This is a genomic window from Brevundimonas sp. ALps5, assembly GCF_058681645.1.
In genome coordinates this window covers 2,053,559-2,074,564 of sequence record NZ_CM178744.1, presented here as the reverse complement: position 1 = coordinate 2,074,564, position 21,006 = coordinate 2,053,559, and the positions used below count along the sequence as shown (strand labels likewise).

At 69.5% G+C, this 21,006-nt stretch carries 15 protein-coding genes; 6 read left to right on the top strand and 9 right to left on the bottom strand.

Annotation, left to right across the window (positions count from 1 at the left end):
* Positions 1-45: 45 nt before the first annotated feature.
* Genes addA through ACW172_RS10025 form a run of 6 tightly spaced genes read right to left on the bottom strand, consistent with a single transcriptional unit; the run spans position 46 to position 9,828 of the window.
* Positions 46-3,564 carry a double-strand break repair helicase AddA gene (gene addA / locus ACW172_RS10050; RefSeq protein ID WP_492034906.1) on the bottom strand — a complete coding sequence of 1,173 codons (3,519 nt, stop codon included), beginning with the start codon at positions 3,562-3,564 and terminating at the stop codon, positions 46-48.
* Complete coding sequence (gene addB, locus ACW172_RS10045) at positions 3,561-6,659, bottom strand: double-strand break repair protein AddB (protein WP_492034905.1); 3,099 nt, start codon at positions 6,657-6,659, stop codon at positions 3,561-3,563. The genes addA and addB overlap by 4 nt, the downstream gene beginning before the upstream one ends.
* Complete coding sequence (locus ACW172_RS10040) at positions 6,656-7,411, bottom strand: nucleotidyltransferase family protein (protein WP_492034904.1); 756 nt, start codon at positions 7,409-7,411, stop codon at positions 6,656-6,658. The genes addB and ACW172_RS10040 overlap by 4 nt, the downstream gene beginning before the upstream one ends.
* Positions 7,408-8,505, bottom strand: a complete 1,098-nt coding sequence (gene amgK, locus ACW172_RS10035; protein ID WP_492034903.1) for an N-acetylmuramate/N-acetylglucosamine kinase AmgK — start codon at positions 8,503-8,505, stop codon at positions 7,408-7,410. The genes ACW172_RS10040 and amgK overlap by 4 nt, the downstream gene beginning before the upstream one ends.
* Positions 8,492-8,977 (bottom strand): tRNA (adenosine(37)-N6)-threonylcarbamoyltransferase complex ATPase subunit type 1 TsaE, encoded by a 486-nt coding sequence (gene tsaE, locus ACW172_RS10030; RefSeq protein ID WP_492034902.1) that lies wholly within the window; start codon positions 8,975-8,977, stop codon positions 8,492-8,494. Before tsaE ends, amgK begins: the two co-directional genes overlap by 14 nt.
* Positions 8,974-9,828, bottom strand: a complete 855-nt coding sequence (locus tag ACW172_RS10025; RefSeq protein WP_492034901.1) for a 1-acyl-sn-glycerol-3-phosphate acyltransferase — start codon at positions 9,826-9,828, stop codon at positions 8,974-8,976. The genes tsaE and ACW172_RS10025 overlap by 4 nt, the downstream gene beginning before the upstream one ends.
* 131 nt (positions 9,829-9,959) lie before the next feature.
* On the opposite strand from ACW172_RS10025, the gene ACW172_RS10020 reads away from it, so the two are divergent.
* Positions 9,960-12,065 (top strand): S9 family peptidase, encoded by a 2,106-nt coding sequence (locus ACW172_RS10020; RefSeq protein ID WP_492034900.1) that lies wholly within the window; start codon positions 9,960-9,962, stop codon positions 12,063-12,065.
* 78 nt (positions 12,066-12,143) lie between these two features.
* On the opposite strand, the gene ACW172_RS10015 is transcribed toward ACW172_RS10020, so the two are convergent.
* Positions 12,144-12,464 carry a hypothetical protein gene (locus ACW172_RS10015; RefSeq protein ID WP_492034899.1) on the bottom strand — a complete coding sequence of 107 codons (321 nt, stop codon included), beginning with the start codon at positions 12,462-12,464 and terminating at the stop codon, positions 12,144-12,146.
* A 213-nt stretch (positions 12,465-12,677) separates the two neighbouring features.
* Between ACW172_RS10015 and ACW172_RS10010 the strand changes: the two genes are divergently transcribed.
* Together ACW172_RS10010 and ACW172_RS10005 are read left to right on the top strand one after the other, a co-directional pair.
* The gene (locus tag ACW172_RS10010; RefSeq protein WP_492034898.1) at positions 12,678-14,729 is read left to right on the top strand and encodes an AsmA family protein; all 2,052 of its coding nucleotides are present in this window, start codon (positions 12,678-12,680) and stop codon (positions 14,727-14,729) included.
* 73 nt (positions 14,730-14,802) lie between these two features.
* Positions 14,803-15,663 (top strand): alpha/beta hydrolase, encoded by an 861-nt coding sequence (locus tag ACW172_RS10005; RefSeq protein WP_492034897.1) that lies wholly within the window; start codon positions 14,803-14,805, stop codon positions 15,661-15,663.
* 3 nt (positions 15,664-15,666) lie between these two features.
* Here the strand turns inward: ACW172_RS10005 and ACW172_RS10000 are convergent, their stop codons facing one another.
* Positions 15,667-16,560, bottom strand: coding sequence for an SDR family oxidoreductase (locus ACW172_RS10000; RefSeq protein WP_492034896.1), 894 nt, complete (start codon positions 16,558-16,560; stop codon positions 15,667-15,669).
* 112 nt (positions 16,561-16,672) lie between these two features.
* On the opposite strand from ACW172_RS10000, the gene ACW172_RS09995 reads away from it, so the two are divergent.
* The 3 genes from ACW172_RS09995 (at position 16,673) to ACW172_RS09985 (ending at position 20,169) form a co-directional block, all read left to right on the top strand.
* The gene (locus tag ACW172_RS09995; RefSeq protein WP_492034895.1) at positions 16,673-17,503 is read left to right on the top strand and encodes a helix-turn-helix transcriptional regulator; all 831 of its coding nucleotides are present in this window, start codon (positions 16,673-16,675) and stop codon (positions 17,501-17,503) included.
* 60 nt (positions 17,504-17,563) lie between these two features.
* The gene (locus tag ACW172_RS09990; RefSeq protein ID WP_492034894.1) at positions 17,564-18,649 is read left to right on the top strand and encodes a hypothetical protein; all 1,086 of its coding nucleotides are present in this window, start codon (positions 17,564-17,566) and stop codon (positions 18,647-18,649) included.
* A gap of 74 nt (positions 18,650-18,723) precedes the next feature.
* Positions 18,724-20,169 (top strand): AMP nucleosidase, encoded by a 1,446-nt coding sequence (locus ACW172_RS09985; RefSeq protein WP_492034969.1) that lies wholly within the window; start codon positions 18,724-18,726, stop codon positions 20,167-20,169.
* A gap of 43 nt (positions 20,170-20,212) precedes the next feature.
* Here the strand turns inward: ACW172_RS09985 and ACW172_RS09980 are convergent, their stop codons facing one another.
* Positions 20,213-20,968, bottom strand: a complete 756-nt coding sequence (locus ACW172_RS09980; protein WP_492034893.1) for an SAM-dependent methyltransferase — start codon at positions 20,966-20,968, stop codon at positions 20,213-20,215.
* Positions 20,969-21,006: the final 38 nt, after the last annotated feature.

Below are 21,006 nucleotides of genomic sequence, written 5' to 3'. Positions count from 1 at the left end.
GGCCGGATGGCCGTTGAGGCAGATGTGGGGTGATTCCCGCAGGATTCAACGGGGGTTCGCCGTAGCGAGCGCGGCCTCCATCATGGCCTCCGGAACCGGCATCAGCTTCGGCCCGTCGGTCCAGACCAGGGCCGCCTCGACCGCGCGGTCCGGATAGAGCCGCTTCAGCACCGCCGCATAGACCGCCAGCTGCAGCACATAGGCCGGGTCCGCGCCCTCGATGGCGTCCGGCGCCGGGCGGTTGGACTTGTAGTCGACGACCAGCACCCGCTCGGGCGTGATCACCAGCCGGTCGATCCGCCCGGAGATGGAGACCCCGTTCAGGCCCGGAGCCGAGCCGGTCAGGGCGACCTCGGCGCGGGAGCCGGGCCCGAAGACAGGGGCGAAGCGGGCGTCGTCCAGCACGCCGAAGGCGGCGGCGATCATCTCGGCCTTCTGGGCCTCCTCCACACCCCGTTCGCGCGCCAGCATCCGCACCGCCGCATCGGGCCGGTCTGCGGGCGCGATCTCGGGCAGCCGCTCCAGCAGCCGGTGGATCAGGTCGCCGCGCCGGAACCGGCCCAGACCGCCTGTCTCGGCCAGGGGCGAGGGCGCGGGGATGCGCAGGGCCTCATCCATCTTCGACGGCGCGGCCAGCCGCGCGCCGGGCTCGGGCGGTGGCGCGGTTCGGGCCCAGTCGGGCACGATGGCGGCTGCGGTCTGTTCGGCCGCGGTCAACGGAACCGTCTCCGGATCGACGCCATAACGCAGGACCGTCTCGCCCCCGAGACCGGCGACATCGCGAACCGATCCGGGCTGCGTCTCGCCCAGCCGCTGGACCGTCTCGGCGATCACGCTCCACCAGCTCTTGTCCTCATAGCCGACCTCCGGCCGCTTCAGGGCGCGGCCCATGACGATCAGCCGGTCGCGCGCCCGGGTCAGGGCGACATAGAGCAGGCGCAGGGCCTCGGCGTCGGTGCGGTCGATCCGCGCCTGCCGCGCCCTGGCCGAGGCCTCGCAGTCGTCGCCGGCCCGGCCGGGGCACATCAGCCAGCCTTCGCCGAGTTCAGGCCGGTTCTGATCGAACAGGGCCGGCATCAGGGTCGGTCCCTGCGGCTTGGAGCGCGACGTCGTGTCCGGCAGGATCACCACCGGCGCCTCCAGCCCCTTGGCGCCGTGGACGGTCATGACGCGGACCTCGTTCCTCGCCCCCTCCATCTCGCGTTTGACCTCGACGTCCGCCGCCTCGAGCAGGGACAGGCAGGTCTCGAGGTCCGTCCCGCCGCGCTGTTCGGCGTTCAGGACCTGGGCCAGGGTTTCGTCGATGGCCTCCTCGGCCTCGCGCCCCAGCCGGGCCAGAATGCGGGCGCGGCCCGACTGGCCCGTCGCATCCACGCGGTTCAAAACGCCGGAGAAGAAGGCGAAGGGATCGCGGTCGCGGTCGTCGAGCGCCGCCTGCAGCAGGTCGCGCGCGCGGGTCCATTGCGGATGCTCAGGCGCCCGGCGCTTCAGCTCGTTCCACAGGCCGCGCCCTTCCCGCCCCATGGCCTCGGCCAGCGGATAGAGGCTATGGGCGTCGCCGAAGTCGGTCACGTCACACAGGGGGCTGCGCAGAATCTCGGCCAGCGACAGATCGTCTTCCGGATAGAGGGCGAACCGGCCGAGCGCGATCAGGTCGTCGAAGACGATGTGGCTGGACAGCTTCAGCCGGTCGGCGCCCGCCACGGGCACGCCCTCGGTCTTGAGCGCCCGGATGATCTCCTCGAAGGTCGCGTCGCGGCGGCGGACGAGGACGAGGAAGTCGCCGTATCTCGCCGGCCTCAGGGTCGCGCCGCGGTCATGGACGGCGACGCCGGTTTCGACCTGCCGCTTGACCTCCCGCGCCAGGGCCTGGGCGAGGCGTTTCCTGCCGCTGAAGTTGCCCTCCTTGTCGACCGGGGCATTCCAGGCGGGCCGATCCTCGGCCGCCGGGTCCTCGAACAGGGGCCAGAGATCGAGGCTGCCGCGCTGACCCACGCGGGCGGCGCTGTGGACGGTGATGTCGCCGGTCTCGCCCGCCAGCGCCCGGGTGCGTTCGGGGCCGACAAAGGCGGCGTCGACGAAGGCGAGGACGTCCTCGGTCGAGCGGAAGGAGGTCTCCAGCGGGACCTGCCGGAAGGCCCCGCCCGCCCCCTCGATCTGGGACGCATAGGCCTGGGCCTCGATCAGAAGCCGCTCGGGCCGGGCGCCCTGGAAGGAATAGATCGACTGCTTCTGGTCGCCGACGACGAAGACGCTGCGGACGGGCGCATCCTTCGGCACAGGCCCGCGCCGCTCGGCTCCGGCGCCGACGAAGAACTCCTCGGTCAGGGCCTTGAAGATGTCCCACTGGTCGGGCGCCGTGTCCTGGGCCTCGTCGATCAGGACGTGCTCGATGCCGCCGTCCAGCTTGAACAGCACCCAGGCGGCGTTGGCCTTCTTCGTCAGGAGCTCGACCGTCTTCACGACCAGATCGGAGAAGTCGAGCGCCCCGCGCCGCCGCTTGGCGATGTCGTAGAGGGCCGCATGGGCCTGGGCCAGGGTCAGGGCCTTGATCGTGTCGTCCGCCACCCGGGCGGCCCGCAGCGCGTCGCGCACCGACAGATATTTGAGCTGCAGATCGACGAGGAACTCGACGGCCCAGGGCGGCGCCGACTTCGTGCCCATGCTCTTTCGCGGCTCGCCCGCCGTGGTCAGGAAGACCGGCGCCATGGCCGCGACCGACCAGTTGGCCGAGGAGACGGCGTCCATCGAAGCCGCCACCTTCTGGTCGTTGGCCGAGCCCGTGGCCATGCCGTCAGCGACCCGCTCCCACTCCGAGCCGTCGATCCAGTCGAGGAAGTCGCCCTCTATATCGTCCGGCGTCCGGTCCGGATCGGCGCCGGTCAGGGCGTGCGGCCCGGGCGCCTCGCCCCTGAGCCAGCGCGCCACATAGTCGGTCAGTGCGCCGCGCTCCGCCTCGATCTTGCCGAGCAGGTCGTGGAAGGAGCCCCAGTCCAGCTCGACCGCGAAATGGGCATAGGCCTGCCCCAGACGGCCTTCGGAATCCTTGAGCGCCTCGCGCGCCAGATCCTCGCGCGCCTCGTGCGACAGGGCGATCGCCGCCTCGTTCTCCAGCACGCGGAAGCCCGGCGAGACCCCGGCCTCGAGCGGGAAGCGCTTGAGCAGCTTTTCGCAGAAGGCGTGGATGGTCTGGATCTTCAGCCCGCCCGGCGTCTCCAGCGCGCGGGCGAACAGGCGCCGCGCATCGGACAGATTGGCGCCGGTCAGGACCGCCGGATCGCGACCGTCCAGCTTCGCCAGCTCCTCGCTGAGTTTGCGGTCATCGGCGACGGCCCAGGCGCCCAGCTTCTCGAACAGCCGGGCCTGCATCTCGGCGGCGGCGGCCTTGGTGTAGGTGACGCACAGGATCTCGCCCGGCTCGACCTGACGCAGCAGCAGCCGCGCCACCCGGTCGACCAGGGTGGTGGTCTTTCCCGACCCGGCGTTGGCGGTGACGAAGACCGACAGGTCGGGATCGGCCGCCGTGACCTGATGGGCGCGGGCTTCGGCGAGGAGATCGGTCATTCCGACGCCTCCCCTTCCTCGCCGCCGACGACGTGCCATTCCCAGACCCGGGCCAGATGGTCGTAGTTGCCGCCGAAGGCGCCCATGAACTGGGGCGCCAGCCAGGAGGCGTAGGGCGTCGTCTCCTCATCGAAATGGGCGACCCATTCCTTGAGCTTCTCGAACGCCTCATCGGCGAGGGCGGCGGCCTCCAGCGGCTGGTTCTTCGAGGTCTTCGAGGCCTCGATGACCACGCCCGGAACCTTGCGGCCCGTGACCCGGACATAGAGCAGTTCGGTCGCCTCGGTCGGCGGGGCTTCGGCGAAGCCGCCCCCGGCCAGGATGGCGGCGGTCAGGGTCAGCTGGGGCGAATAGCCCTGCGCCACCTGCTTCACGCTGGGCGTGCCGCCGGTCTTGAAGTCGATGACGGCGGCGCCAGCGGCATCCAGCTCGATCCGGTCGGCGCGGGCGGTCAGGACGAAGTCGCCGCCGGGCGCGGGGAAGCGGACCCGTCCCGACTGTTCGATCAGCAGGGTCGCGCCGCGCGCCCGCCGCTCGCGCTCCCAGTCGGCCAGCCACAGGGCGCAGTTGCGAGCCAGCGGCGCCTCGCGGGCCATGGCGTGGTCCTCGAACCCGGCCTCGGTCATCGCGTCGCGGATAAAGCCCTCGATCTGGACGGCGCAGTCGGCGGGCAAAGCCTCGGGCCAGGTCACGACGATGCGCTCGATGGCGGCATGGATGGCGTTGCCACGCGCCATGGCCTCGGCGTCGGCGCCGGGCCGGTCGAGCTTCCTCAGGCCGAGAATGCGCTGGGCATAGACGGCATAGGGGTCGCGGACCCAGCGTTCGACGCCGGTCACCGGCATCTCGCGCGGACGACGATCGACGGGCGGCGTCGGGGCCGGACGGCGAGCATAGCGGGCCGGACCGGGCGGCGGGGCGTCCAGCGCCCGGGCGATTCCGGCGGCGGCCACGGGGCGTTCCAGCACCACGGGGGTCGCCTCGCTGTGGGCGCCGCGCGTCAGCATCTCAAGTCGCCACAGCCAGCGCGACTTGACCGCCGGCTGGCCGCCGCGCCGGTCGACATGGACGAGGATGGCCTCGTCGGCGCAGGCGGCCTGGACGAAGTCCTGCGCCGTCTGACCCAGACGCCGCTCGGGCGGCGGCAGGCCCAGCGCCTTGCGCATCGGCCGCGACAGGAAGGGATCGGTCGGCGCCGGTCCGGGCCAGACCCCCTCCTCCAGCCCCGCCAGGATCATCCGGTCGGCCCGCACCAGACGAGCTTCGATGGCCCCGAGAATGCGCAGAGACGGATGGGTCGCGCCGCCGGTCCGGACCGTGGCGTCGGCCAGCAGGCTCTGGATCAGTTCAGCCAGTTCAGCGGGCTTGACCGCGCCCAGCGCCGCCCCGCCCTCGATCAGACCCGACAGAACCATGGCGGCCTCTTCGCCGTCCGGACCGGCCCATGCGTTCTGGCCGGCCAGAGCCTCGACCAGCCGGGTCAGGGCGACGGCGGCGGCCTCCAGCGAAGCGGCGGGGGTGAAGACGGCGACCGCCTCCGCCGACAGGGCCTCCAGCCGGTCGCAGAGCGCGCGGGCCTGCCCCAGTCGTTTCAGTCGATGTTCCGACGGCGGCGCCTGCCCTTCTCGCGGTTCGGCGGCACGTTGCAGATTGCGATGCAGATCGGTCCAGCGGCGGCCGCGCGGACCGCGCAGGGCGCACTTCTCGAAAGACCGGACGGCGGCGCCCGCCTCCTCCATCTCGATCCGGACCAGCGGATGCTTGAGCAGGGCGAGGATCGTCTGGGGCTTGAGCGGATCGGCGATCCAGCGCGCGGCGAGGTCGATCAGCACCCCCGCCGACATCCGGCTGAGCGGCGCCCCGGACGAGGAGTCGGGCACGATCCCCCAGCGCTCCAGCCGCGCCGCCACGCGTCGCCCGAGATCGAGATCGGGGGTGACGAGGGCGCAGGTCTTGCCCGGAACCTCCAGCGTCTCCCGCATCATCAGGGCGAGGGTCGCCGCCGCATCCTCCTCGGCGCGCAAGGTCATGACGCCGAGGTTCTCGAGCCCGAGCGCGATGGGATCGGCGCCCTGAACCGGCGCCGCGGCCTCGCGGATACGGCGGATTTCGTCGCGCCAGTCGCTGGTCGCGCGGGCCGGACGCAGGGCCTCGTTGATCAGCCGCGCCCGGGCCAGACCGCGCGCCTGAACGGGCGCAGGCGTCGGCGGCTGAAACCACGGCCGCACGGCCTCGCGCTCAACCTCGGCGAAATCGAGCAGCCGCCACAGGGCGTTCTGCGGATGCTGTTCCTCATCGCCGAGCGTGGCCCAGACGGCGGGGTCGAGGTCCCTGTCCAGACCCGGGATCACCACACAGCCTTGCGGCGCCTTGGCCACCGCCTTCAGCACGGCGGCGGCGGCCGGGGCCGAGCCGGTCGAACCGGCGGCGATGACCGGACCGGTCGGCGGAGCCTCGTCCCAGCGCTGAGCCAGCAGCCGCAGCAGCTTCGCGCGCCGCTCGGCCGGGTCCATCAGCCCGAGCCCCGCCAGCCGGTCGGGCCAGGCCTGAACGGCGAGGCCGAGGAATTTGGCCGACACCTGCCAGTGCTCGGCGAGGTCGGCCTGAACGAGCCCGCCGATCGCCGACAGGTCATGGATTTCCTCGATCTGGCAGGAATCGAGGAAGCCGGCGAAGGCGTCGGCCAGCTCCAGCGCGCGCAGCGGCGTCAGGGCGTCCTCGAACTCGTCCTTCAGGTCCTCGGCGATCATCCGCGCCATCTCGAACCGGCGCGTCAGGGGGGCGATGGCGGGCGGCAGGTCGAGGCCGATCTCGCCGGGTGCGAACGGCGGCTCATCCTCCTCCAGATCGCCGAGCGGACGCACCTGCGGCAGCAGGATGGGCTTGTCGCCACTCAGCCGTGACAGGGCCGCGCCGAAGGCCCGGGCCGCGCGCCGGTTGGGCAACAGGATGACGGCGTCGCTGAGCGTCTCGGGCGGGGCGTCACCCAGCCAGTCCAGCACCCCCGCCGCCAGATCCTCAAGGAAGGGCCGATGGGCCGGGATGGTCAGCCAGCGCGGACCGGCGCCGGCGAAGGGATCGAACCGGGCCGTCATCGATCTCTGGCGAGGCGCGCCTCGGCGACGTCGCGGGCCTCGGGATCGCCGACGTGCATCCAGTCGCCCTCCATGACGAGGCCGTACAGCCGTCCTTCCGCCTCCCAGCCGCCCCACAGGCCACCGCCCGCCGGGAACAGGCCGAACTCCGTCTCGGGATACGCGAAGATCGGGCGCGGATCGACGATGTGGACGCCCATATAGTTGAGCGGGGCGCTGGCCGCCTTCGCCGTGCGCCGCGCCGTCAGCTTCCCGTCTTCGGCCTGCATGAAGTCCCCGGCGCCGTCGAAGCCGGTCGTGCGCCCCATATGGGCCAGCAGCAGGCGGCAGCTCATCCGCTCCGGATCGAAGCCGGCGCAGAGGTCGCGGATCGCCGCCGCGGGCGGTTCCCGGTCTTCGATCCAGACGCTGTCGATATTGGCCACCAGAATGGGCGCCTCGCCCAGGTGGGCCGCCGCCGCCTTGATGCCGCCGCCAGTCTCCAGCGGCAGGGCGTGCTGACGCTCATCGGAGATGACGATCTCCAGCGGGCCGTCATAGCCGCCCAGATGGGCGATGAGCCGGTCGGCGAAGGCGTGGGCGTTGACCACGGCCCGCTCCACCCCCGCCTCGGCCAGCCGCGCCAGGGTATGGTCGATCAGGGCCATGCCGCCGACCTCGACCAGGGCCTTGGGCCGATCGTCGGTCAGGGGCCGCATCCGGGTGCCGAGGCCGGCGGCCAGCACCATGGCGGTCTTCGGCACGGCGCTCATTTGCGGCTCTCCGCCGGGACGTATCTGTCGAACCAGGCGGCGACCGTCTCCAGCCCCGGCTGCTTCAGATTGGCGTTCAGATGGGCCCACATGCGCGGCATGAAGGCGGCGTATTTCGGCTTGTGATCCCGCACGATCAGCCTGGCGAAAATGCCCAGAATCCGCGCCTCGTTCAGGGCTGCCAGACCCGCATAGGCCTTCATGAACTCCGCCCGGTCCAGCTCGGGCCTGAGGGCGAAATAGCGGTCCAGCGCCAGGGCCTCCAGCGCCGGCGAGACGTCGCGGCGTGCGTCCTGAAGCAGGGAATGCAGGTCCCACGACGGATGCGCCCGCACCGCGTCCTGGAAGTCGATCATCCCGACGCGGGCGGCGCCGTCGCGCTCGGGCAGCCAGATCAGGTTCTCGGCGTGATAGTCGCGGTGGGCCATGACAACGGCGCCCGCCTCCCCCGCCCCCGTGATCGGGGCCCAGGCCTCATGCCATTCCGCGATGGCCGCCTCGTCGAACGACAGGGCCGGAGCGAGCTTCGGCAGCCATTCGACGAACAGATCCGCCCCGCCCTGCAGGGCCGTGGCGTCATAGGTCAGCAGGGGCCAGTCTCCGCCCGCGCCGGTCAGGACCTCCGGCGGATTTCCCGCCTCGTGCAGCCGGACCAGAGCCTCGATGGCGGCCAGATACAGCGGCGTCTCGTCCTCTCCGGCCTCGATCACCCGGGCGAAGAGGGCGTCTCCGAAATCCTCCAGTACCGCCAGACCCTCGGGCGCATCGAGCGCCGGCATGGCGGGCGCCGACAGGCCCAGACCGCGCAGGTGGTCAGCGACGGCGGCGAAGGCCTCGACCCGTCCGGCGGACAGCCGGGCGACGGCGTTCCAGCCCTTCGCCTTGCGTTCTGCCGGCGTCCACGACGGATCGCATGGCGGGCTCTCGGCCGCCGCGACCTGATCCATCAGCATCAGGGAGGTTCCGTCCGCCGTGGTCAGCCGTTCGTAACGCCGCGTCGAGGCGTCGCCGGGCAAGGGGGCGCGGTCGGCCTCGCCGAGACCGGCCGCCAAAAGGAAGTCGAGACGCTGGGTTTCACGATCAGGCGAAGACATGGTCGATTCTCGTTTCCCACGATCCTGCGGCAAGAACGGTCGCAAGACGACCGGCGGTTTCGGGATCGTCGCCCTCTTCGGAGAGCGTAATGCACAGACGGTTCTCGCCGATCAGCCAGCTGACGTCCTCGCCCAGCCGTTCGGGCCATTCGACGATGGCGACCCCGTCGTCCAGCGCCTCGTCCAGCCCGATCTCGAAAGCCTCGTCGGCGCGGCTCAGGCGATAGAGGTCGAAATGGGCCACCGGCGGCGTGGTCTCATAGAACTGGACCAGGGTGAAGGTCGGGGACGGCACATCCTCATGCGGTCCGGTCAGGGCCCGGATCAGGCCGCGCGCCAGGGTCGACTTGCCCATGCCCAGCGGGCCGTACAGCAGGACGGCGTCGCCCGGCTGAAGCAGGGGGGCGATGCGGGCGCCCAGCGCCGCCGTGGCCCCGGCGTCGGCGAGTTCGATCGTGTGGGAAGCGCTCACGCGAACTCCGCGTCGGGCTGGCTGGGCAGGACCCGCTCGGTGAAGGCCTTCAGCCCATAGGTCGCTTTCGCCGCGTCGATGTCGAGGCGGGTCGGCGGGATCGGCAGGCCGACCTTCAGCTGGAAGGCCTTTTTCCGCTTGTTGAGCAGCTCATGGAACAGGGTGATGTCGCGCAGCTCCTGCGAGACCTTGTCGAACAGATGGAACAGGGTCGAGGTCGGGCCCGCCACATGGATCGGGATCACCGGGGCCCCGTATTTGCGCGCCATCGAGGCCGCCGTCGGGGCCCATTCGGGATCGGTCACTGAACCGTCCTTCGCCACGCGGGCCAGCCGGCCGGCCGGGAACATGACCACGCAGCGTTCGCCTTCGAAAGCCTGCTTCGCGGCGTCCAGGGTGGCGCGGGTCTTCTCGCGCGTGCGCTTCTCGACCACCCATTCGACCGGGATGACGATCTCGCCCAGCCGGGGCGAGACGCGCAGGGCGTCGGCATTGGCGAAGAAGATGGCGTCCGACCGCCGCTGCTTGATCGCATCATAGACCGCGACCCCGTCGGCGATCCCGGTCGGATGATTGCAGACGATCACGCAGCGCCCCGTCGCCGGGATCCGTTCCAGGTTCAGGGTCGAGACCTTCAGGTCCAGCAGGTCGGACATATAGTCGAACGCCCCCTGCCCCGAGAGCCCCTTGACCCCCTCGGCCATGCGCCGCGCGGCCTTGTAGTTGAGCAGCTTGTAGAGAGCCGGCCGAACCAGGGGCCAGGCCCAGGACCGGGTCAGACGCGGCGCGCGCTCGGCGATCAGGACATCGCAGATATGCGGATCAGCGGGAACGGGAACGGAGGAATCCATGCGCGCCGGTTGTCGCCGGATCGGGGCGCTGGAGCAAGCGCGGCGACGCGGCCCGTTCCACCGTAACAGCAACTTTCGCCAACCGGGCGACGGTGCTACGCCTGCCGCATCTGTTCTGAAGGACACCCCCGATGCGTTACCGCTCCCTGCTTTCCGGCGCCTGCGCCGCCCTCGCCCTGACGGGCGCCTCGATGGCGATGGCCGAAGCGCCGCCCGCGACGGCTCCGGCGGCGGCCACGGCGACGGCGCCGAGCGACGCCTTCACCTACAACGACATGATCGGGCTGAACCGGATCGGCGATCCGCAGGTCTCGGCCGACGGCCGCTGGCTGGTCTATGCCCTGACCGCCACCGACGTCGCCGCCAACAAGCGTTCGGGCAGCCTGTGGATCAAGGACCTGCAGACCGACGGCGAAGCCCGCCGTCTGTCCATCTCCGACGACGGCGCCAACTCGGCCCGCTGGGGCGCCGACGGCCGCCTGTATTTCCTGTCGTCCAAGTCCGGGACCAGCCAGGTGTGGAGCGCCGCCGCCGATGGCACGGGCGCGAAACAGCTCACCAGCCTGCCGCTGGACGTCAACGCCTACAAACTCAGCCCCGACGGTTCGAAGATCGTCGTGTCCCTGGCCGTCTTCGGCGACTGCGCCGACCTGCAGTGCTCGGTCGACCGCTTCAAGGCCAATGCCGGGAAGAAGTCGACGGGTCAGGTCTATGACCGGATGTTCGTACGCCACTGGGACACCTGGGCCGACGGCACCCAGAACCACCTGTTCGTCGTCCCCACCGCCGGCGGTGACGCCGTTTGGGTCACGAAAGGCTTCGACGGCGACAACCCCTCCAAGCCGTTCGGCGACGAGAGCGAGTTCACCTTCACCCCGGACAGCTCGGCCATCGTCTTCTCGGCCCGCCACGCTGGCCATTCGGAGCCGTGGAGCACCAATTTCGACCTCTACCAGACCCGTGGCCTGACCACCGGCGACGGCAATTTCACCAACCTGACCGAGGGCAACAAGGCCTGGGACACCGGCGCGGTCTTCTCACCGGACGGCAAGACCCTGGCCTATCGCGCCATGGCCCGCCCGGGCTTCGAGGCCGACAAATATTCGATCTTCCTGCGTGACGTCGCCACTGGCCAGACCCGCCAGCTGGCCGCCGACTGGGATCGCTCGGCCGATGGCCTGCAATGGTCGGCCGACGGCTCGACCCTCTACACCACCGCCGGCGACGTCGGTCAGACGCGTCTGTTCTCAATCAATGTCCGTTCGGGCCAGGTCGTGCCGATCACCGGCGCGGGCCACGTGGCCGCCTTCGTCCAGACCCCCTCGGGCTTCATCTTCCAGCAGGACAGCCTGACCGAGCCGGGCGACCTGTACGCCAAGACCTTCCGCGGCCGCGAGATGCCGCGCCGCCTGACCCATGTGAATCCGTCGCTGGACGAGAAGGTCTTCGGCGCCGCCGAGCAGTTCACCTTCGCCGGCTGGAACGGCGAAGAGGTCCACGGCTATGTCATCAAGCCCGCCGGCTATGTCGAAGGCCAGAAGTATCCGGTCGCCTTCCTGATCCACGGCGGGCCGCAGGGTTCGTTCGGCAACGGCTGGTCCTACCGCTGGAACCCCGAGACCTACGCGGGCGCCGGCTATGCCGTCGTCATGATCGATTTCCACGGCTCGACCGGCTACGGCCAAGCCTTCACCGACGCGATCAGCCAGCACTGGGGCGACCGTCCGTTCGAGGACCTGCAGAAGGGCTGGGCGGCGGCTCAAGCGAAGTACAGCTTCCTCGACGGCTCCAACGCCTGCGCCCTGGGCGCCTCCTACGGCGGCTATATGATCAACTGGATCGCCGGCAACTGGCCGAACGAATTCAAGTGCCTGGTCAACCATGACGGCGTCTTCGACACCTTCGCCATGGGCTATTCGACCGAGGAGCTGTGGTTCACCGAGTGGGAATACGGCGGCACGCCGTGGGATCACCCCGAGGGCTATCAGAAGTTCAACCCGGCCAACCACGTCGACCAGTGGAAGACGCCGATGCTGGTGGTCCAGGGCGACCGCGACTTCCGCATCCCGACCGCCCAGGGTTTGTCGACCTTCACCGCGCTTCAGCGTCGCGGCATCGACAGCCGCCTGATCGTCTTCCCCAACGAAAATCACTGGGTGCTCAAGCCGGCCAACAGCCTGCAATGGCACAATGAGGTCTTCGGCTGGCTCGACAAATACCTGACCCCGGCCAACTAGACCCGCCGATCACGGACACGAAAAAGGGCGCTGCCGCGAGGCAGCGCCCTTTCTTTTTGGCCGGATGGCCGGCGCTTCTTACAGCGCGGGGCGGGCCGTGGCGGCGCGGCTGGTGCGCGGCGCCATGGCCTGATTCAGGCGCTGATGCTCACTGGCGGTCATGCAGCGCGGCGCCGACCAGCGCTCGCCCGAGGCGCGGGCGGACAGGACCTGGTCCGCCGTCACATAGACGGGGTTGGCGCCGTAGTTCTGGCGGAACGCCGCCTGGGTCAGGGCGTCACGTTCGCATACGGACACATTGATGCGGCCGGCGGAATGGCTCGCATCCCCGGCGAAAGCAGGCGCGGCGGCGCTCAAAAGGGTCGCGGCGGCGACGGCGATGGTGGCGAAACGGTTCATGTCGGGCTCCTCCCATGGCCTGAATTACGTCAGGGTCCGGAGCATAATGCGCGGGTTTTCGCGTTTGTAAAGGTAATGCGACAACGACAAGACCAAAGTACGACAAATAATCCCCAATCGGATCGTTTTCAGCGAAGCGTCCGGCAAAAGACCTGTCCGATGGCGCCGATCCGGCCCCTGAGGCGTTGTTGCGGTTCTCCCTGAACAGCCGACATGGCCGCCGACTTGAAAAACCCGTTGAACTGGAACGCCTTTCATCAGGCCGCCCTGGCTCCCGCCGGGGCGCGGGCGATGCAGTGGCGGGACTGGGTCAAGGCCAACGATCCCGTCTACCGGGCCTTCCGCCGCCCGGGCCGGATCGAGCAGGTCGCGGGCGGTATCGTCCTTTTGCTGGTCGCGGCGGTCGTGATCTTCCTGCTGTTGTTTGACTGGAACATGCTGCGCGGTCCGATCGGCCGCTGGGCCTCGGCCAAATACGAGCGCGAGATCGCGCTGCAGGGCGATCTGGACGTGAAGCTGTTCAGCTGGACCCCGTCGGTCGTGGTGCGTGACCTCAAGGTCGGCGGCCCGCAGTGGGCGCGGGAGAAAGACACCGCCGACGTCGACCGCATCGAGGCCTCGGTGCGGCTGAGGAAGCTTCTGGCCGGCCAGATCGAGATGCCTTTGCTGTCCTTCACCCGCCCGGAGGTCGTGCTGATCGCCACCAAGGACGGCCGCAACAGCTGGACCTTCGGCAAACCCAAACCCGACACAGGCGAGGGCATGAAGCTGCCGGTGATCCAGCAGCTGATCATCACAGGCGGCCATATCGTCGTGGACGAACAGAAGCGCGGCCTGACGCTGGACGCCTCGATCAATGCGCGCGAGGCAGCGAATGAGGGGGACGCCGGCTTCGTACTGGACGGCAAGGGCAGTCTGAACCGCTCGCCCCTGACGCTGCGGATCGAAGGCGGACCCTTCATCAACATCCGCCGCAACAAGCCCTATCACTTCAGCGCCAACCTCTCGGGCGCGCGCTCGCGCCTGGTGGCGGACGGCTCGATCACCCGGCCGTTCGACCTGGGTCAGTTCCAGTCGACCCTCAGCCTTCAGGGTCAGGACCTGAACGACCTGTATCTGCTGACCGGCATCACCCTGCCCAACACCCCGCCGTATCGCCTGTCGGGCGCGCTCAAACGGGACGACAGCACCTGGACCTTCAAGGATTTCTCGGGCCGCGTCGGCGCCTCGGACCTGAACGGCGACGTCAAGGTCGAGACCCGCAACCGACTGCGCGTCGAGGCCCGGCTGGCCTCGCGTAACCTCGACATCAACGACCTGACCGCCATCCTCGGCGCCAGGACCCAGACCAATGCGGCGGGAACCAACACCACCACCGTCAGCTCGGGCGCGCCCGGCAAGCTGCTGCCCGACGCCACCCTGCAGGTCGATCGCCTGCGCTCGATGGACGGGACCCTGACCTATCGGGCGGCGACGGTGAAGGCCAACGACCTCGACATCCGCGCCGTCAATCTGGGGGCGAAGCTCGAGAACGGGATCCTCGACCTCGATCCGGTCTCCTTCACCTTCAACCGCGGCGAGCTGAACGGCACGGCGAAGATCAACGCCACCCGCGACGTGCCGTACAGCGCCATCGACTTCCGCCTGGCCGGCTATCCGCTGGAATCCATCGTGCCGATCACCAACGGCTCGCCGCCGATCGTCGGGCGCGCCCTGGGTCGGGTGAAGCTGGAGGGGCCGGGCGATTCGATCCACCGCTTCGCCGCCGCCTCGAAGGGGTCCGCCACCCTGATCGTGCCGCACGGCGAGATGCGCGCTGCCTTCGCCGAACTGCTGGGCATCAACGCCTCGGCGGGCCTGCTGAAACTGCTCAGCGGCGACCAGTCCAAGAGCGACATCCGCTGCGCCGTCGCCGACTTCAATGTCTCGAACGGCGTCGCCCGCGCCCAGACCTTCGTCATCGACACCGACGTCGTTCTGGCCAAGGGCTCCGGGACGGTCGATCTGGGTCAGGAGACGCTGAACCTGAAGATCGACGGCGAGTCCAAGAAGCCCCGCCTGCTGCGTCTGTGGACGCCCATCCTCGTGCGCGGCCCGCTGACGGCGCCCCATATCGCCGTCGACCCGGCTTCGGTCGTGGGTCAGGGCGGTCTGACGGCCATCCTCGGGGCGGTCGTCGCCCCGGTCGCGGCCCTGTTCGCCTTCGTCGACCCGGGCCTGGCCAAGGACGCCGACTGCGGCGCCCTGATCCAGCATGCGGGATAATTCACCGGACGCTTGAGCCGAACGGCGCCGCCGTGCGTATCTGCGGTTCGATGGACCTGCCCGAAGAGACTTCATGACCCGCAGAGGCATTCTCGCCGCCACGCTCGGCTCTCTCGCCGCCGCCTGTTCGCCTCTGGGCATGCTCAACACCCTTGGTCCACGCGACCGGGGCGTCGGGCGGGTGGCGCGCGACCTGTCCTATGGCGACGACCCGCGCCAGAAGTTCGACCTCTACGGTCCGCACTGGACCCCCGGCCAGCCGACCCTGCCGGTCATCGTCTTCTTCTACGGCGGCGGCTGGGATTCAGGGTCCCGCACCCTCTATGGCTGGGCGGCCCAGGCCCTGGCGGCGCGCGGCTTCCTCGTCGCCCTGCCTGACTACCGGGTCGTGCCCCAGGTCGTCTTCCCCGCCTTCATCGAGGACGCCGCCCAGGCCACGGCCAGGGTCGCAGAGGTCGCGGGCCGGTACGGCGGCGATCCCGCCCGGCTCGGCGTCGCCGGTCATTCGGCGGGCGCCCATCTGGCCATGATGATCACCCTGGACCGCCGCTACATGGCCGCCGTCGACCGCCAGGACCTGATCAAGGCCGCCGCCGGTCTGGCCGGCCCCTATGAGTTCCTGCCGTTCGACGTCCCGGCCTCGATCAATGCGTTTGGCCGCGCGCCGGACCCGACCCTGACCCAGCCGGTGACCTTCGTCAGGGCCGACGCCCCGCCCCTGTGGCTCGGTCACGGCACGGCCGACACTGTGGTCCATGACGAGGACACCATCATCCTCAACGAGCGGATGCATGCCGTCGGCGGGCGCTGCGAGGCCAAACTCTATCCGGGCCTGAACCACGCCGACCTGATCGCGACCTTCTCGCCCCTGTTCAGGAAGAAGGCGCCGGTTCTGGACGACGTCTCGGCCTTCTTCCACCGAGAACTGGGCTGATCCTCAGACCGCCGAATAATCCATGGCTTTCAGGTCGGCGATCAGACCCGGACCCTTCGGCGTCCAGCCCAGGGCCTGGCGCGTCCAGGCGCTGGAGGCGACCATGTCGAGGCCGGCGAACATTCCCATCCAGCCGAAATGGCTCGCGGCCTCCTCGGGCGGGACGCTGACCGCCGGCAGGCCCAGTCCCGCGCCCAGCGTTTCGGCGATCTCGCGGGCGGTGACGCCCTCCTCGGCGACAGCGTTGTAGCGGGCGTTCTTCTGACCCTTGTCCAGCGCCAGCCGATACAGTTCGGCGACATCCGACACATGCGCGGCCGGCCAGCGGTTCAGACCCTCGCCGACCCAGGCCGAGACGCCCTTGGCCCGCGCGATCTCGATCAACGGGGAGATCAGCCCCTGCTTCACCGGGTCATGCACCTGCGGCAGGCGAATGACGCGGACGTCCACCCCCTCGGCCTTGAGCGCCTCGCCGGCCTCTTCCGAGGCGATGCGCGGATTGGGATGGGTGCGGTCGAACACGTCCTCGGTCGCGGGCTTGCCCGGCGTCCCGCCGCCAATGCCGACGCCGGAGGTGATCAGGAAGGGCCGGTCGGAACCCTTCAGCACCTCGCCCATGGCCGCGATCACGCGCCGGTCCTTCTCGCAGTTGGCGACGAAGTTGGAAAAGTCATGGTCGAAGGCGGTGTGGATCACGGCGTCGGCCGCCGCCGCGCCCGCGCGCAGACTGTCCAGATCCTCGATGTCGCCACGATGGACTTGCGCGCCCGCAGCGGTCAGGGCGGCCGCGCCCGCTTCGGACCGGGTCAAACCCAGCACCGAATGGCCCGCCCCGATCAGCCCGGGCACGATCCGCGAACCGATGAAGCCGGTCGCGCCGGTCAGGAAAACACGCATGAGAAACGCTCCGAATTCTTTGGCCGTCTTGCCTGGAGAGCCTTCTGGGCGCAGATTTGATCCTGTTAAAATAGTGACCTTATCCCGGTATAATGACCACCCGGATCGCCGCATGACCGCCGAAGCCCCAAACCGTCTCGGAGACTATCTGCGGGGCCGCCGCGCCCGAATGGACCCCGCCGCCCTCGGCTTCCCCGTCGGTCGGCGCCGCACGCCCGGCCTGCGCCGCGAGGAGGTGGCCCAGCGCGCCAACATCAGCCCGACCTGGTACACCTGGCTCGAACAGGGCCGGGGCGGGGCGCCGTCGGCCGATGTTCTGGACCGCATCGCCTCTGGTCTGATGCTGACCGAGCCGGAGCGGGAGCATCTGTTCATCCTCGGCCTCGGTCGTCCGCCCGAGGTTCGCTACCGCGCCGTCGACGGGGTCAGCCCACGCCTGCAGCGGGTGCTGGACGTCATGACCCACAGCCCGGCCATCGTGAAGAACGCCACCTGGGACGTGGTCGGCTGGAACGCCGCGGCGGCCGCCGTCCTGACCGACTATTCCAAACTGCCGCCCGAGCGCCGCAACGTCCTGCGGCTGATCTTCTCGGACTCGCGCGTCAAGGCGGCGCAGGAGGACTGGTGGAAGGTCGCCCGCTTCGTCGTCGCCGCCTTCCGCGCCGACGCCGCCCGCGCCGGTGCGGGCGCCGAGATCGACCGGCTGGTCGAGGAGCTGTCGCGCCAGAGCCCGGAGTTCGAGACCCTGTGGAAGGAGGTCGACATCGTCGCCCACGGCGAGGGCTTCAAACGGTTGCATCACCCCGAGCTGGGCGTGCTGGAACTGGAGTTCTCCACCTTCGCCGTCGAGGGCCGGCCCGAGCTGGCCATGGTCGTCTACAACCCCGTCAACGACGCGGATGCGGAGCGGATCCGGGGGCTGATCGCAGCCCGCAACGGCTGACGCCGCCGTGACTGGACAGGTGTGAGGCCGGGTGCATTCTCCCCGGTCAGGGAGAGCCTCATGAACATTCGGGGGATGGTGATCGCGGCCGGCGTGGCCGCCTGCATGGGGCCGGCGATCGCCCATGGTCAGACGGATTTGGGCCAGACGGACATCGAGCAGGTCTGGGCCCGCGCCCGCGCCGTCAGCCCGCAGCCCCTGAGCCTCGACCGCGAACACGCCGAATGGCTTGAAGAGCGCAAGACCGACGAGTCGGCCGACCGGGTCTGGGACGGTCGATGGACGTTTTCCGCCACGCGCGACGCCGCGGCCCGCCGGCTGGTCGTCAGTGAAGACCGCCTGGCCATGGCCTGCGTCGACTTCGACCTGCACGACTGCGTCGTGCAGCAGGCCGGGTCCCTCATGGCCCGGGACGGTCAGCTCTACTGGCAGATCCAGTATGGCGAGGAGCCGAACGGCACGACCCAGGGCTTCATCCTCCTGACCCCGACGGCGCAGGGTCTGAAGCCCGTCGCCTGGAGCTTCGACGGCCTCGTCTATTCCCCGCCGATCCTGATCCACGACGAGGACGGTCGCGCCTATGTCGCCATACCCGGCCGGAAGGCGGGAACCGGCAAGTACAACGCTGACCGGCTGTACCGCTGGACCCCGACCGCCGCCGTTCCCCTCACACAGATCGACAACGAAAGCTGGCGGGACGGACTGGACGCCCGCCTGCCGGCCGGACTCCATGTCCAGAAAGGGGTCGACTTCAGCTATGAGAACCTCGGCAACGTCGTGAACCTGAGCGCCCAAACCCTGCTGTGGCGCGACGACGACGGGAACTGTTGCGCCGCAGGCGGCGACGCCTGGCTGACCTTCGACATCGAGAACGACGCTCTGGTCCTGACCGATGTTCAGGTGCAGGACGCCTTCGCCAGCATCGCGGCGACCGTGCCGACCGACATCTACGACTACGCCGGTCGCTGGATGGGATGCAGTCACTGGGGCGGCGAAGAGCCGTATGACGCCAACCGCAGGGCCGAGATCGAGGCGGCGGTCACCGAGCTGCGCTGCTCCGCGCTGCAAGGCGACGGCGAGGCGCTGAAGGCGAAATACCGCCATCGGCAAGCTCTGCTCGAGCGCATCCAATCCCTCGGCGAGTAACGAATGACCGCCTTCAAGCGTCGCCGTCTCGCCAAGGTCATGATCTTTCGCTAGAGGAGGCCATGACAGACATGATGACAGCCCAGATGACGGCTGAGGCGGCGCTGGACCGCCTCGAAACCCTCTACACCCAGTCCGTGGCCAATCTCCGCAGTGCGGTGCGCCACTTCCTCGCCACCGGCGAACGGGCCGACGCCGAGGCCCGCGCCAGAGGCCTCTTCTCCTATCCCTCGCTGAAGATCAGCTGGTTCGGCGACCGTCCGGTCGACCTGCCCATCCGCGCCTATGCCCGGATGTCGCGTCAGGGGGTCTACGCCACCACCGTGACCCGGCCGGACCTGTTCCGGTCCTATCTGCACGAACAGCTGACCCTGCTGGAACAGGACTATGGCGCGACCTTCGAGGTCGAGCCCTCGGAGCAGGAAATCCCCTTCCCCTATGTGCTGGACGGGTCCGACGTAGTGCTCAACCCGTCGCAGACGGCGGCCATCGCCCGCTACTTCCCGACCACCGACCTGGCCCACATCGGCGACGAGATCTCCGATGGCCTGTTCGATCCGGACGAGGACTTCCCCCTGTCGCAATTCGACGGTCTGCGCACCGACTTCTCGCTGGCCCGGCTGCGCCACTACACCGGCACCCCGGTCGAGGACGTCCAGTCCTACGTCCTGTTCACCAACTACAACCGCTATGTCGACGACTTCGTGCGCTGGGCCTGCCAGCAACTGCGCGATCCGGACAGCCCCTACGAGACCCTGTCCTGCGCCGGCGGCATGGTCATCACCCGCGAGACCGCCGACCCCGAGGCCGCCGTCATGGACGCGGCCTGGAAGAAGCACCAGATGCCCGCCTACCACCTGACGGCGCCGGGCGCGACGGGGATCACCCTGGTCAACATCGGGGTCGGGCCGTCCAACGCCAAGACCATCTGCGACCACCTGGCGGTGACCCGTCCGCACGCCTGGCTGATGATCGGCCATTGCGGCGGCCTGCGTCCGACCCAGACCATCGGCGACTATGTCCTGGCCCACGCCTATCTGCGCGAGGACCATGTGCTGGACGCCGTCCTGCCGCCGGACATCCCGATCCCCTCCATCGCCGAGGTCCAGCGCGCCCTCTATGACGCCGCCAAGATGGTCTCGGGCGCTCCGGGCGAAGAGGTCAAGCGTCGCCTGCGCACCGGCACGGTAGTGACCACCGACGACCGGAACTGGGAGCTGCGCTATTCCAAGTCGGCCCTGCGCTTCAACCAGTCGCGCGCCGTGGCCATCGACATGGAATCCGCGACCATAGCGGCGCAGGGGTACCGCTTCCGCGTCCCCTACGGCACGCTGTTGTGCGTCTCGGACAAGCCGTTGCACGGCGAGATCAAACTGCCGGGTCAGGCCAACCGCTTCTATGAGGGCTCCATCTCGGAACACCTCCAGATCGGCATCCAGGCCATCGACATCCTGCGTCAGGAAGGCTCGCGCCTGCACTCGCGCAAGCTGCGCGCCTTCGACGAGCCGCCATTCCGGTAAGGGCGCTAACGCTCGCCGCGCGGCGGCTCGCTGCTTGAGCGCGTCACTGCGCAGGCGGCTGGCGCAGCAGATAGAGGCCGAAACCCAGCGCGCCCTCGCCGAAGTCGAACATCAGCTGCAGCTGATGCGCCCGGCTGCGGATCGAGGCGGCCGCCGGGTGCTCGGCATGACCGTCCAGCCAGGCCTCGACCGCCGCCATCATGGTCATGCGGTAGCGGTTCCAGAGCTCTGGTGAAGACACCTCGGCGGAGATCACCTCCAGCCCCGCGCCCCCGGCCGCCGCCTGCCAGCCGGCATGGTCGGCATAGGTGTTGTTCAGCTCGACGATCTGCCTCAGCGGCTGCGACGGCTCGCTGGTCCAGACCAGATCGCCCCACAACAGCCAGCCGCCGGGCGTCAGCCGACGGGCCAGCCCCTTCAGCATGCCGCGCGGATCGCGCACCCCGCCGCCGATCGGCTCGGTCGTCCCCAGCGCTACGATCAGGTCGAACGGCCCGCCGGCCTCCAGCACCACGTCCGAGCGCGCCTCGTGCAGGATGATCTGGCAGGAGGCTTCCGAGGCCTCGATCCGCGACCGGGCCAGCTCGGCCATGGCCGGGTCCAGCTCGACAGACGTCACCTCGAACCCGAACATCTCGGCAAGGGCGATGGCCACCGCGCCGTTGCCGCTGCCGATGTCCAGCACCCGCGCGTGCGGCGGCAGGCCGGTGGCCTGCACCGCCGCCTCCAGCGTCGCCATCTCGACCGCGTTGCAGACGTCGAGGGCCTCATAGGCGATGCGGTGAAAAGTCGGGCGCATGGCGCAAAATAACCTGCACCGCAGGCTGTCGCCAACCG

Excerpts from the sequence above, each read along its gene's own strand:
- amgK (WP_492034903.1), bottom strand. The coding sequence starts at position 8,505 with ATGTCTTCGCCTGATCGTGAAACCCAGCGTCTCGACTTCCTTTTGGCG.
- addB (WP_492034905.1), bottom strand. The coding sequence starts at position 6,659 with ATGACGGCCCGGTTCGATCCCTTCGCCGGCGCCGGTCCGCGCTGGCTG.
- ACW172_RS10015 (WP_492034899.1), bottom strand. The coding sequence starts at position 12,464 with ATGAACCGTTTCGCCACCATCGCCGTCGCCGCCGCGACCCTTTTGAGC.
- ACW172_RS09995 (WP_492034895.1), top strand. The coding sequence starts at position 16,673 with ATGACCGCCGAAGCCCCAAACCGTCTCGGAGACTATCTGCGGGGCCGC.
- ACW172_RS09990 (WP_492034894.1), top strand. The coding sequence starts at position 17,564 with ATGAACATTCGGGGGATGGTGATCGCGGCCGGCGTGGCCGCCTGCATG.
- ACW172_RS10005 (WP_492034897.1), top strand. The coding sequence starts at position 14,803 with ATGACCCGCAGAGGCATTCTCGCCGCCACGCTCGGCTCTCTCGCCGCC.
- addA (WP_492034906.1), bottom strand. The coding sequence starts at position 3,564 with ATGACCGATCTCCTCGCCGAAGCCCGCGCCCATCAGGTCACGGCGGCC.
- ACW172_RS09980 (WP_492034893.1), bottom strand. The coding sequence starts at position 20,968 with ATGCGCCCGACTTTTCACCGCATCGCCTATGAGGCCCTCGACGTCTGC.
- ACW172_RS09985 (WP_492034969.1), top strand. The coding sequence starts at position 18,724 with ATGACAGCCCAGATGACGGCTGAGGCGGCGCTGGACCGCCTCGAAACC.
- ACW172_RS10025 (WP_492034901.1), bottom strand. The coding sequence starts at position 9,828 with ATGGATTCCTCCGTTCCCGTTCCCGCTGATCCGCATATCTGCGATGTC.
- ACW172_RS10040 (WP_492034904.1), bottom strand. The coding sequence starts at position 7,411 with ATGAGCGCCGTGCCGAAGACCGCCATGGTGCTGGCCGCCGGCCTCGGC.
- ACW172_RS10010 (WP_492034898.1), top strand. The coding sequence starts at position 12,678 with ATGGCCGCCGACTTGAAAAACCCGTTGAACTGGAACGCCTTTCATCAG.
- ACW172_RS10020 (WP_492034900.1), top strand. The coding sequence starts at position 9,960 with ATGCGTTACCGCTCCCTGCTTTCCGGCGCCTGCGCCGCCCTCGCCCTG.
- ACW172_RS10000 (WP_492034896.1), bottom strand. The coding sequence starts at position 16,560 with ATGCGTGTTTTCCTGACCGGCGCGACCGGCTTCATCGGTTCGCGGATC.